Origin of the sequence: Paenibacillus sp. V4I3 (genome assembly GCF_030817215.1) — a bacterium.
GTDB lineage: Bacteria > Bacillota > Bacilli > Paenibacillales > NBRC-103111 > Paenibacillus_E.
Window position 1 is genome coordinate 6,053,670 of sequence record NZ_JAUSZA010000001.1, and the last position, 12,281, is coordinate 6,065,950.

At 45.5% G+C, this 12,281-nt stretch carries 14 protein-coding genes, 1 pseudogene and 1 riboswitch; of the genes and pseudogenes, 5 read left to right on the forward strand and 10 right to left on the reverse strand.

Annotation, left to right across the window (positions count from 1 at the left end):
- Positions 1-13: 13 nt before the first annotated feature.
- From QFZ77_RS28195 to QFZ77_RS28230, 8 genes and pseudogenes are all read right to left on the reverse strand, one after another.
- The gene (locus tag QFZ77_RS28195; RefSeq protein WP_307444617.1) at positions 14-766 is read right to left on the reverse strand and encodes a response regulator transcription factor; all 753 of its coding nucleotides are present in this window, start codon (positions 764-766) and stop codon (positions 14-16) included.
- 9 nt (positions 767-775) lie between these two features.
- Positions 776-2,620 carry a sensor histidine kinase gene (locus QFZ77_RS28200; RefSeq protein WP_307444619.1) on the reverse strand — a complete coding sequence of 615 codons (1,845 nt, stop codon included), beginning with the start codon at positions 2,618-2,620 and terminating at the stop codon, positions 776-778.
- 79 nt (positions 2,621-2,699) lie between these two features.
- Positions 2,700-3,017, reverse strand: a complete 318-nt coding sequence (locus QFZ77_RS28205; RefSeq protein ID WP_307444621.1) for a cupin domain-containing protein — start codon at positions 3,015-3,017, stop codon at positions 2,700-2,702.
- A gap of 127 nt (positions 3,018-3,144) precedes the next feature.
- Positions 3,145-4,650, reverse strand: a complete 1,506-nt coding sequence (melA, locus tag QFZ77_RS28210) for an alpha-glucosidase/alpha-galactosidase (protein ID WP_307444622.1) — start codon at positions 4,648-4,650, stop codon at positions 3,145-3,147.
- A gap of 107 nt (positions 4,651-4,757) precedes the next feature.
- Positions 4,758-5,669 (reverse strand): AraC family transcriptional regulator, encoded by a 912-nt coding sequence (locus QFZ77_RS28215; RefSeq protein ID WP_307444624.1) that lies wholly within the window; start codon positions 5,667-5,669, stop codon positions 4,758-4,760.
- Positions 5,670-5,855: 186 nt separating this feature from the next.
- The gene (locus QFZ77_RS28220) at positions 5,856-6,002 is read right to left on the reverse strand and encodes a hypothetical protein (RefSeq protein ID WP_307444626.1); all 147 of its coding nucleotides are present in this window, start codon (positions 6,000-6,002) and stop codon (positions 5,856-5,858) included.
- 9 nt (positions 6,003-6,011) lie between these two features.
- Positions 6,012-6,083 (reverse strand): annotated as a pseudogene (locus QFZ77_RS28225) (phytanoyl-CoA dioxygenase family protein); the annotation flags it as partial.
- A 271-nt stretch (positions 6,084-6,354) separates the two neighbouring features.
- On the reverse strand, positions 6,355-6,519 hold the full coding sequence (locus QFZ77_RS28230; RefSeq protein ID WP_307444628.1) for a hypothetical protein: 165 nt from the start codon (positions 6,517-6,519) through the stop codon (positions 6,355-6,357).
- A 192-nt stretch (positions 6,520-6,711) separates the two neighbouring features.
- Between QFZ77_RS28230 and kduI the strand changes: the two genes are divergently transcribed.
- Genes kduI through QFZ77_RS28250 form a run of 4 tightly spaced genes read left to right on the forward strand, consistent with a single transcriptional unit; the run spans position 6,712 to position 9,937 of the window.
- Positions 6,712-7,545 carry a 5-dehydro-4-deoxy-D-glucuronate isomerase gene (gene kduI, locus QFZ77_RS28235; RefSeq protein WP_307444630.1) on the forward strand — a complete coding sequence of 278 codons (834 nt, stop codon included), beginning with the start codon at positions 6,712-6,714 and terminating at the stop codon, positions 7,543-7,545.
- 34 nt (positions 7,546-7,579) lie between these two features.
- Complete coding sequence (locus QFZ77_RS28240; RefSeq protein ID WP_307444632.1) at positions 7,580-8,335, forward strand: DeoR/GlpR family DNA-binding transcription regulator; 756 nt, start codon at positions 7,580-7,582, stop codon at positions 8,333-8,335.
- An 18-nt stretch (positions 8,336-8,353) separates the two neighbouring features.
- Positions 8,354-9,106, forward strand: a complete 753-nt coding sequence (kduD, locus tag QFZ77_RS28245) for a 2-dehydro-3-deoxy-D-gluconate 5-dehydrogenase KduD (protein ID WP_307444634.1) — start codon at positions 8,354-8,356, stop codon at positions 9,104-9,106.
- Positions 9,107-9,937 carry a sugar phosphate isomerase/epimerase family protein gene (locus QFZ77_RS28250; protein ID WP_307444636.1) on the forward strand — a complete coding sequence of 277 codons (831 nt, stop codon included), beginning with the start codon at positions 9,107-9,109 and terminating at the stop codon, positions 9,935-9,937.
- Between the two features lie 60 nt (positions 9,938-9,997).
- Here QFZ77_RS28250 and QFZ77_RS28255 read toward each other — a convergent pair whose 3' ends face one another.
- Positions 9,998-10,471 (reverse strand): GlcG/HbpS family heme-binding protein, encoded by a 474-nt coding sequence (locus tag QFZ77_RS28255; protein ID WP_307444637.1) that lies wholly within the window; start codon positions 10,469-10,471, stop codon positions 9,998-10,000.
- Positions 10,472-10,622: 151 nt separating this feature from the next.
- A riboswitch (ZMP/ZTP riboswitch) is annotated at positions 10,623-10,701 on the forward strand.
- Positions 10,702-10,763: 62 nt separating this feature from the next.
- Between QFZ77_RS28255 and QFZ77_RS28260 the strand changes: the two genes are divergently transcribed.
- Positions 10,764-11,357: a DJ-1/PfpI family protein gene (locus QFZ77_RS28260; RefSeq protein ID WP_307444640.1), complete on the forward strand. Its 594-nt coding sequence runs from the start codon at positions 10,764-10,766 to the stop codon at positions 11,355-11,357.
- Between the two features lie 628 nt (positions 11,358-11,985).
- On the opposite strand, the gene QFZ77_RS28265 is transcribed toward QFZ77_RS28260, so the two are convergent.
- Positions 11,986-12,207 (reverse strand): hypothetical protein, encoded by a 222-nt coding sequence (locus QFZ77_RS28265; protein ID WP_307444642.1) that lies wholly within the window; start codon positions 12,205-12,207, stop codon positions 11,986-11,988.
- Positions 12,208-12,281: the final 74 nt, after the last annotated feature.

The window sequence follows — 12,281 nt, forward strand, 5'->3', positions numbered from 1 at the left end:
CTTCATTTCGCTTCTATTTGGCTTCATCCAACCTTCCGCCACATTTCCTATATTCCAACGGGGAGCAGCCTGTCAACTTTTTAAACGTACTGCTAAAGTAAGAAATATCCCCGTAACCAAGCCTTTCCGCGATTTCAGAAACACGTAAAGACGTTTTTATAAGCAGCTTCTTCGCTTCTTCCATGCGCATTTCAATGACATAATCGACGAACTTGCCTCCCGTTTGCTGCTTAAAGAGTTGGCTCAAGTAGCTGGGGTTCAAATGGACCAATGCTGCGGCATCGGTTAAGCTGATATCTCTGGATAAGTTCAAGCCGATAAACTGCTGTACTTGTTCAATAGCTGACAATTCGTCCGTTCCGATTAGCGGGGAATCCGCCAACCGCCTCGCTGTCTTCGTTATCCTGTCTTGCATCCATCGGCCCAAACAATCTGCCATCGCCTCCATTTCCACAGGTTTCAGCAGATAGTCCTTCACCCCGTAGCGAATCGCTTGCTGAGCTAGCTGAAAATCGTCATACCCGCTCACTAGGATTAAATTGGCTGATACCTGTGTCATCTGCTCCGCCAAAGCAATGCCGTCCATAATCGGCATCTTCACATCCGAGATAACCAAATCAGCTCTATGCTTCTGTAGTGCATCGATAGCTTCTAAACCGTTCGCGCATTCCTGCACGATTTCGAAAGGAAGCTTTGTTTGTTCCACGGCTTTACGCAGCACGACACGAACCCATCTTTCATCGTCTACGAGAATGACTTTGTACATGACCTACTATTACCTCCCTTCCTCTCCATGAGGCTTCAACGGCAGCTTGATTCTCACCAGAGTTCCTGCATTTGCTTCACTGTCTAGCTCTAGACCGTAGGCGTCACCAAACAGATAAGAGATACGCCGATGTACATTGACGATGCCGATCTGTGACACCGCCGTAATCATGTCTTTCTGCAGCAAATCGAGCTGTAAGGCACGGAGTTTCGCAGCCGGAATACCAACACCGCTATCCTTAATTTCAACTACAAATTGATGATCATTTAATTGAGCAGCTGAAATGACAATATGAACAGGCTGTGCACTCGTTTCAATGCCATGAATGACACAATTTTCAACCAAGGGCTGTAAAGCGAACTTCGCGATGATTTGTCCTTCTGCCCATTCAGGGATCTGGAATTCATAGGTAAGTTTATCGTCAAACCGATATTTCTGAATCCGTAAATACATGTCGCATATCTGAATTTCCTGCTGCAAGGAGATCGTTGCCCCAGCATGATTTAAATTGTAACGCAGTAGTCGAGCAAGGGAGGCAACTAGCACAGAGATGTCGGTCATATCCTTTTCCAGTGCCATCCCTCGCACCGTTTCTAAAGCGTTCATGAGAAAGTGCGGATTAACCTGCGATTGCAGCACTTTCAGCTCTGTCTCTTTTTGGCGCAGCTGAAGATCCTTCTCTCGGAGCTGAGAGTAGTAAATTTCATCGAGCAGTACCTGGAGCTTTTCGACCATTTTATTAAAATCGTTCGTTAGCTGCCCAATCTCATCCTTAGATTCGATATCCACACGAGCCAGAAAGTCGCCCTCTTTCACTCTTTTCATGAAAAATTGCAGCGCCCTTACAGGTCGAACGATACTCGTAGCAAAACCAATCCCAATCAAATAGGCAATCAGTAATGTGGCAAGAACCGTCCACCAAATCGTTCGCCGAATATACTCGGTTCCACGTGTCAATTCTTCTTCAGGGATCGTCGTCACCAACCGCCAATTTAAATAGGATGACAGGCTGAAGGTGTAGAAAGGCTTATCTCCTGTTTGTGCTTGGTAAGATCCACTTTCCTGCTGTAAAATCCATTCTAATTGATCCCAATCCGCCAAATGTCCAATTTTCGTGTATTCAGGTGAATAAATATAACGCCCGTATGAGTCGAGAATAGATAAATACCCCGTTCGGCCAATTGTAACCCGTTCAGCAATCTCTTGAATCCGTTTGAAGTTGACTTCCATAATTAACGTTGCAACGGGCTCTAATGTATTGGGACTCACTAAGCGCTTCACGATGGAGAGAACAGGCACATATTCCAGCTCGTAGCGCTGAGAAGGCGGTCTGATGATCAACATAATGTCACTGTTGGAGGGTACACTGGCAAACCATGGCTCCTGAATCAATTGCAGCGCCGGGGTCACGTTTTTATTCATGCTTGTATCCAAGACAGTCTGATTTTCCATAACAAGCATGATCCGAGAGATGTCTGATCGGGAGTAGGCGGTGTCGTTCAAAAGCTGCATCATGGGCTCGCGAATGCCTGAATTCTTCACTTCCTGTTCACTTGTCATCCTTAGAAACTGCTGCATCGAAGGATGATTCTGCATGCGAATCGAGTCGATCTCGAAATCTCGAATATAGTATTCAATATGCAGCTTGACTTGCTCAATGATTTGCTTGTTACTCAAATTGGCTTCCTCGCGCAGCACTTCAGATGATTTCTGATAAGAAATCAGCCCAACCACAAGCAGCGGAATGACAACTAGCATTGCCGAATAGACGAGCAGTTTCACTGTCAGTGGACGATCACGCAAAAACAAGTTTCTGTAGAACCAGATCCAAGCTCTACGACCTCTTCTACTCATGTTCAGCCTCCTTTCCGCCAAATTTGCAAGCGCATTCAATGTTGATTAGGAAAGAAAAACCAGTTGCAAGTGCAACTGGTTACCGTTTTACAAGATCTTCGCGAATCGGTGTGAAGACATCTAACAACGCGGATTCTTCTAATGCCGTAACACCATGCTTAGCGTTACTTGGTATGTATACCGTCTGGCCTTGGCTGATAACGGTCACCACACCATCTATAGTAAACTCAATTTTCCCTTTTAAGCAATAGGACATTTGTTCATGAACATGACTGTGTTGGTAACCAATGGCTCCTGGCTCGAAATGAACCTCCATCATCATCAAACCAACCTCAGCTTTCAGAATGCAGCGCTGAACGCCTGGCTCGGCTGCTTCCCATACGCCAATATTAGACATCTGACTTTCCCCTTTCATTATTAAACGATTACCGAAAAAAATAAAAGGACCGCAAGCGGTCCCTCACTTACTTTTTTAATTATAACTGAAAAGCACCTAAATGAACATACTTGAATCCAAACGAACATTAAGAGTTAACAGCTGCGCGATCTTTCCCTTTGTCCGCTTCACCTGCATTTTTATTCGCAGCTTCACGATCCTGCTGCATTTCTTCCACTGTTTTCACCTTCAAGCGCGCTGCTCCTTCATAGCTGCGCGTAGGAACGAGGTTCCCAGCTGCAAGACGTTGTTTCGCTTCGGCAATAGCCGTGCCGTATTGTGGCAGCCATGACTCTTGTGCGACCAACATTTCATCGACCATCTGCCATATTTCATTGGGATTGCAGACGGCTCCTACGAGCGGATCCATCATAAACGCTTGACGAAGCAGCTTTTCATCGCCATGCACGGCCGCTTCGACAGCAAGCCGCTGCACAGAAATACTTACATTGCATACCGCTGCTGGCCCAAGCGGCAGGTCTCCAACATGCGGCATCGAGATACCGTTGCGATCTGCATAGCCAGGCGCTTCGATAATTGCATCATCAGGCAAATTCGAGATGACACCGTTATTAACCAAGTTGAAATGTCCACGATATACGCGTCCTGTCTCAAGACCCTCAATAATATAAGAGCCATGCTCTTCACTGCGTTTCTCTGCTTCGTAAACGAATGCCTTATCCTTCATCCAGTTCGGAAACTCCGTTTCGAACCAGTTGCGACCCTCCGTGCAAACACGCAGATAGCCGCCTGTTTCTCCATTAATCCAGCTGCCCATGTCGATCCAATCTTGGATTTCGCTAGCGCGCTTTCGATACCAAGGCACATACTCGCTCAGATGTCCATTGGATTCTGTACTATAGTAGCCAAAGCGGCGCAGCATGTCGATACGCACTTTCTCCGTACGCGTGAACTCCGGATGGTTCTCGAAGGCTTCCAGCAGACCGCCCGTCAAATCCTGACCGTTGTGACGGATCTGTACATACCAAGTTTGGTGATTGATACCTGCGCAAATAATGTCTACTTCCTTTTTCTCCAAGCCGTATACTTCCGCAATTTGTTGATGCCCATGCTGAACACCGTGACACAGACCAATCGTCCTCACACCACCGTACTTGTTGCAAGCCCAAGTCAGCATGGCCATCGGATTCGCGTAATTTAACAACAGCACATCAGGCGCCGCCACTTCTCGAATATCTTGGCAAATGCGAAGCATTTCCGAAATGCCGCGCTGACCATACATAATGCCGCCTGCACATAGCGTGTCGCCCACACATTGGTCAACGCCGTATTTCAGCGGAATATCCACATCGGTGGCAAAAGCCTCCAGACCTCCCACACGAATCGTACATAAGACATACTTCGCATCTTTCAAAGCTGCTCTACGATCTGTTGTAGCTTGAATCTCTATTTTCAATCCATTTTCTCGAATATCCCTTTGGCAGAGCTCGGTAACCATATCTAAATTATGTTGATTGATGTCTGTAAAAGCGACTTGAATATCGTGAAATTCAGATACTGCTAACAAATCTCGAAGTAACCCACGTGTAAATCCAATACTCCCTGCTCCAATAAAAGCTACCTTAAATGACATATCTATCGTCCTCTCTATCGTTTAATCTACAATTCACATTGTATCAAGATCGAAAGAGAAAACGTTATCAAATTCCTAACTTCATCGGAGGTGATTTGTCAAAAATCCTAACTTTTTTCTGGATATTCCCACTTGTGAGTATCCATTGATTTCCGATATTCCGTAGGGGTTAAATCGGTATAGTCTTTGAAAAGCATATGAAAATACTGTCGGCTCCCAACCCCGATATAATCGCATATTTCTGAAATCGGCACATCTGTTTCCAGCAGCAGCATTTTGGCTTTTTCCATTCGAATCACGGTTAAATAAGCCATAAGGGTTTGCCCTGTTAACGATTTGAAAATCCGCTGTAAATACCCGGGGTGTAAATTTACAGCTCCAGCAATATCCTTCACTTGAATGTCGCGGTCATAGTTCTGATGCAAATAATCAACGCTCTGTTTCACATACCACTCACTTTGCGCCATGCCGCCGCTTGCTGCTTCTTGCCTAAGTCGTGCTATTCGAATGAGTAGTTGAGCGATGAGCAATTGAACCATCGTATCACTTTTGGCGGCTGCTTTATCCAGTTCAAGCACCAAGCTTTTCATAATATGATAAACCTCATCGGGGTCGCGCAGTACCAAATAAGGAGATTTGACCTCCAGTAAAGAAGCCAATAGCTTGTCTTCTGCAGCCAGTTGATGAATAGATGGAAATACACCCTTTTGCTGGGTAAAGCGGAACTCTACATTTAGCATTCTACAAGGGGCAGCCTCGTCAACGATCAATCGATGGGAGACATTTGCGTCCATAATAATGAACTCTCCCTTTTTGAGACTAACACTCTCGATATGTGTAGGCAATATTTGGATTTCAACGTCGCAGGAACCTTGTATGGTATACATAATTTCTACCGCATCATGGCGATGAAAGGACATATCAAAGCCTTGCCATTGTTTAAAATAATACGCCATCACTTGAGGATGGCAGTGATGCTCGGTCACAAAGGCTGGGAATAGACTACCGCCATTCTGCATTGGAATCTCCTTTCCCTGAGAGGAAGTCCTTATTTCTGAAGGGGTTTTACCTGATTAAAACTAAGATGTTCCAACGGATTCGCCATGTGCTTCATCTCCAGAAAAGCTGTGTCATCATTAAGGCAATTGTAACCGCCTGTAGGAAAAAAGAAAATCCCTTCGTATGGAAGGGATTTTGCACCTTAATTATCGTTTAAATAAAACTGGTAAATACTCATTTGCAGAAGCTTGACCGTGAAAAGGATGCGGTCCTAACAGACGGGAATTGTCATGACGCTGTACACCTGCGCGGTAGCTCGTACCGCCCGGCATCAGATGTGCAACGACCGACATACGCGGCTCATTCGTCTTATTAGCTCCAGACCCATGGAAAGTAAGAGCGTGATGGAAGCTTGCCTGACCTGCCTTCAGAATGCAGAGCTTCCAGTCAACATTTTGCCACCGTGTTTAAAACATTACAGGCATGACCCCGATCCAATGGAGAATGAATCAAACTGGCTTGAATGATTATGCCTATCCTATCCACAATCTCACTTAGCCAAGCAAAAATCCGTAGAAAACTATCCTAAGTAAGGTAAACTTCGTCGCCTTACGTCTAAATGAAAAAGGACCTTGGCATCTACACATGTAGACTGCAAGGTTCTTTTCAGCACTCTCCCATTCTCGGGTGAAGCTTTTCCAGTTCCTAATCCCGATCATCGGGATCGCTGGTCGAGAACACCTTTTTTACATTATCCATGATTTCCTCAACAGCCTCACTCAGCATATCTGTCGGTGTTGTGGCCTCCTCATCAGGTTGAGTGGGAATTGTGTCGTTACATACGTGATCGAAATAATGACTTTTATCCATGCGCTAACCTCCTAGGTGTAACATAATCTCGTTTGCTTGTTGTTTACTTAATCCGTATCCTTTATTCACCCTAACAGAAACTTTTGAAACATAGGTCCAAAAACCCTTGCCTAAACCCCGTTATTGGAGTAAATTAAACCTATATGAACGCATATCAACATAAATAAACCAATTTTAAGGAGAGATTAACCGATGGATATCCGCTACGCATCACACCCGAATGAAGTTAAGCAATTTGATACTGAACGCCTGCAAGCTGAGTTTCAAATTAATTCTTTGTTCTCACCTAATGAAATTAAATTAGTGTACTCCCACGTTGACCGTTTCATCATTGGTGGCGTGCTTCCTATTACAGGCACACTTCAATTGCAAGCTGACAAGAAAGAAATGGCAGCAGATTATTTCTTAGAGCGCCGCGAGATCGGTATTATTAATGTTGGCGGCAGAGGCACGATCACAGTTGATGGAACGGTTTACAACATGGATTCCAAAGATTGTATTTATATTGGTCTTGGCGCGAAGGACATTTCATTCGCAAGCGAAAATGCTGCCGAGCCAGCGAAATTCTACTTTAATTCAACACCTGCTCACCAAACATATCCAACGGTAAAAGTCGCCATCAGCGAAGCTACTCCTACTCACTTAGGCAGTATCAATACATCTAATGAGCGTACGATTTACAAATACATCCACACAGGCGGCGTAAAAAGCTGTCAACTCGTTATGGGTATGACACTTCTGAAGCCAGGCAACATGTGGAACACAATGCCTTCCCATACTCACAATCGTCGTTCCGAAGTTTACTTCTACTTTGACATGCCGGAAGATGCGGTTGTGTTCCACATGATGGGTGAACCGCAGCAAACACGTCACGTAGTTATGCGCAATGAGCAAGCTGTCATCTCCCCAAGCTGGTCCATTCATAGCGGTGTTGGCACGAACAACTACACCTTCATTTGGGGCATGGCTGGCGAAAATCAAATTTTTGATGATATGGACGCCGTGGCCATGAAAGATTTAAAATAGTCGGTAACCTCTATTTAGAAACGGATGACACCCGATGAACCCTTTACGCAGATATGAAACCATTATGGAAATACTTCTGGCGCAGAAAGAAGTAACCGTTAACGAGCTTAGCGAACGGCTGGACGTTACTGGTAAAACGATTCGCGAAGATTTGGCCAAACTCGAAGAAAAAGGGCTGCTTGTTCGCATTCATGGCGGAGCGATGCTCGCTCAAAGTGATCAGCTTGGCATACTTTCAACGAAAGAGCCGATCATTAAGCATGCTGATCAGAAATCCGAAATCGCGACGATTGCTTTGCGTTACATTCAACCAAGAGATATTATTGCCCTCGATGGCGGCAGTACGACACTTGAAATTGCTAGGCGGCTGGAGAATCAGCCGCTTACTGTTGTAACGAACGATTTATTTATTATCTCCGAGCTCTTGCATAAGGAAGAAATTCGGCTGGTTGTTCCAGGCGGCTACCGTCTGCGCAACATGCTCGCAGGTCCCGAAGCCGTGGAGTATGTGAGCAAGCTCAACATTCAGAAATCATTTATCTCTGCCACTGGCGTTCATTTGCAGCATGGCTTTACCATCTACACGAGTGATCATGCCGATTATAAACGTGCATTGATTAGATCCAGCGCAACGGTTTACGGCGTTGCCGATCATTATAAATTCGGCCAATGTGCCTTAAGAACGTTCGCTTCCTTGTCTGAGGTGGCAATGATCCTAACAGACAGTTCCCTACCCGCTGATATTGCCAAGCAGTACCGTGATGCTGGTATCCAGATCGTAACTCAATAGTGAAAAGGAGTATCCTTCATGACACTTTTTAATTTAAATGGCAAAACGGCCTTCGTAACCGGCGCTTCCGGCGGTCTTGGTCAAGCAATGGCCATTGGCCTTGCAGAAGCAGGCGCAAACGTCATTGCTGTATCCTCTTCCGAAAGCGTTCAAACGGTAGAAGCCATCCGAGCATTAGGCGGCAAAGCTGAGCTGATCGCAGCTGATCTTAGCAACGAAGACATCCTCGAGGATGTTGTAAACAAAGCCATCGGCATCTACGGCGGCATCGATATTCTCGTGAATAATGCCGGAATCATCCGACGTACGCCGGCAGTCGACCATGCACGTCAAGATTGGCACGATGTTATTGATCTGAACTTGAACTCTGCGTTCTTCTTGTGCCAGCTGATTGGCCGTCATATGATTGAGCGCGGCAGCGGCAAAATTGTGAACATCGCTTCCATGCTGACCTACCAAGGCGGTATCAATGTTCCTGGCTACACAGCAAGTAAACATGCAATCGCAGGTGTTACCAAAGCATTAGCGAATGAGTGGGCTGGAAAAGGCATCCAGATCAATGCCATCGCTCCTGGTTACATGACGACTAATAATACGGCTCCTATTCTCAAAGATGAGAAACGCACACAATCCATTACAGATCGAATTCCGGCAGGCCGTTGGGGCTCACCAGAGGATTTGAAAGGTCCAGTTGTGTTCTTGTCATCGCATGCATCGGATTATATGAACGGACACGTACTGTGCGTGGACGGCGGATGGATGGCTAGATAGATGGGAATCGGTACATTAGCCCATGCCGCCGGCCATCTTCCATTGAAGCAATTAACAGAGAAGCTAAGCGGACGAGGCATTGACTTCGTTCAACTGGCACTTAGCAAAGCGATCAGTGATATTGACACCAGCCTCGGTAGGCTCAGCCCTGCTCTGGCCAATCACATTGGCGAGCAATTCCACCGTGCGGGTATCCGGATTGGCGTGCTTGGCTGTTATATCAACCCGATTCATCCTGATCCGCAGCAGCGGCGTCATGAAATCAACCGGTTCAAAGAGCATTTGCGTTTCGCCAGAGACTTTGGTACCTCTATCGTTGCGACGGAGACAGCTGACCTAACGACTTACCTTTCGCAGGATTCCGAGCGTTATGAGGCCATTGGTTGGGCAACCCTCAAGCAAACTGTTGAAGAATTAGCAGAGGAAGCTGAACGTTGGGGTGTCTTCATCGGACTCGAACCTGTATTCACTCACACATTATCTAGCTGCGATAAAATGGTTCGGATTTTGGATGAAGTTCCATCCAGTAATCTGGGAGTTGTATTTGACCCAGTCAACCTGCTCCCGCCAACAGCTATAGATTCACAAGATGTTTTCCTTGATCAGGCATTTGCTGCTTTTGGTGACCGGATTGTCCTCGCCCATCTTAAGGATGTTGTCATTCAGAACGACAAGCTGAAAGAGGTACGATCTGGTAAGGGTATTTTTCAAACGAAATCGTTCTTGGAGAAGCTGTACCTGGCAAAACCAGGCATCGATATCTCCTTAGAACAGCTTGCTGATGATACGCTTGATGAAACTTTTCAATATGTAAGAAGCCTTATGAGTTAAAAATAAGCCCCGTCCTCTCTTTCATCGGAGGAACTGGGGCTTTACTATTTGAAATGATGCCTATTTCTTTATATCAGGCTCTGTCATGACTTCGTACGCGTTACCCAAATAACACTGCAGCGCCTTTAACGCCGCAACCCCTACCGCTATGTCATCCTCACCATTCCCTCCGCTTACACCAACCCCGCCAATGACACTCCCGTTCACCACAATCGGAAGTCCCCCGACGAAAATGGCAAATTTACCAGGCATCATGGCATGAATCCCAAATGCCTCACCATGGATGGTCGCTGGGCCGCCGGGCTGATTGAACAAATGTGTAGAACGCCTGTGATTGCTAGCTGTAAACGCCTTAGCTATGGCGATTTCCGGGCTCGTATTGCGAGCGCCATTCATTCTTTCTAATGCAATTAGATATCCGCCGTCGTCTACGATACATATCGTTTCGGCTGCTTTCGCTTCTATTGCCGCTTGTATGCCTGCTGCGATCATGACTCTCGCTTCTTCTAATTCAAGCTTAAATACTAATTTCATAAGTCATTCCCTCCCTGCTTGGTAGGCCATAATGACGTGCGCAACGAACACCTCTTCAATTCATATGGGGACGTGAGGGGTTTAAGTCATGGTCGCCGCTTGAAAAAAGTTATTGAATTTCGGAGTTGGAAATTGTAAGATTATAGAAATTAAACCGATGTGTGACTGGCGTAAACATGGATAACCATGAGGGAGCACATCGCAAGCAGCCGTACGCCTGGGCAAAGTATTTGATCCTTGATCAAGTGCTTTTTTGTGCTTTTATGACAATTGAAAGGTCAGGTGGCTGTTTATGAAAATGGCATTCGTACTATTTGATGGGATGACCGCGTTAGACTTCGCCGGCTTCTATGAAGCTATCACATGGATGGGTATTTTGGGAGCTAAAGAAAACGTCACTTGGGATTTCTGCTCCAATAAGGAGGAAATTACGGACGACCGAGGCTTAACCCTTAAGGTGACGCATGTCTATCCCGATCTATCGGGTTATGATCTCCTGTTTGTTCCTGGCGGATTTTCAACGAGAAGCCTTAGATTCGACTCTGCCTTCATCACTTGGCTCCAAACCTCAGGTAATGTGACTTACAAGGTTTCTGTGTGTACAGGTGCGTTATTACTAGGTGCAGCCGGATTCCTACATGAAAAAAAAGCAACCACCAATCCTTCCGCCTATGAGTTATTGACGCCTTACTGTTCCGAAGTCATTAAAGAACGAATCGTCAGAGACGGGAATCTCTTTACCGGCGGCGGCGTTTCGGCCTCCATTGACTTAGGATTATTCGTCATTGAATCGCTCACTGATTCAGATTTCGTACAGCTAGTTCAACAAAAGATGGATTACCCTTACTACCAAGCGGGACAGTTGTCTAATGTGAATTTGGAGTAATAACCTACTCTATAAGGATAAACGGCTTACACTTGCCTTGGACGAGAGCGAAAGTGAGTGTAAATGTGAGAGTGTGTGTGTGTGTGTGTGTGTGTGTGTGTGTGTGTGTGTGTGTGTGTGTGTGTGTGTGCGAGTGCGTTTATTAAGGTTGATATAAAGCATGGTGCGCCCAGACGTAAATTTTCAAACATTTGCTTGCTTACTCGCTCATCGATGTAAAGTTGTTGCACTTTGTACAACATTTGGAAAGTTTATTCACGTTTTTCTCGCGATTGTTGCACAAAATACAACAATTCCAGCCGAAAGAAGCATTTTAGCAGGAAATTAGGCTAAACTGTTGCACAAAATACAACATCTTCACCTTTGTCCTGAAGAAATGATGGAAATTGTTGTACGCTGTACAACATTCCCTCCCATATTCCCCACATCAATTGTATAGCACAAAACAATAAACCAGAAGCACAAAAAACACTATCGCTTCCCGGCCGATTATGCATGATCATGTATCCTAATCACTCGAGCCGAGTCCGTATCTCCTTCTTAACAGTGGGTAAGCTCTTCTCCCTCTACCCAAACAAATAAAAAATAAGCCTATCCAGCCCTCTCAAAGAGGCTGGATAGGCTTATTTTATTCTTTAGGCTGTTCACGGTTAACACGAACGGGTCTCTCGACCCAATTCTCACGATTCATACGTTGAACCTGATTAATCGGGTTCTTAAGATCGATAATCTCAGCGGGTTTACCCTCCGCTTGCATGGTGGTCGCTAGCTTTTCCTTATAACCCGTTCCGGCTGCTGGTCCGCCACCCCCGTTGCGCTTACCCTTGTTCCAAACTCTACCTTTACTCATTTCACCACTCCATTTTTGTTTTAAGTGTAAAGGCATAAGTAGAAAAACGCAAATTTTTACTTCCAATCATCATC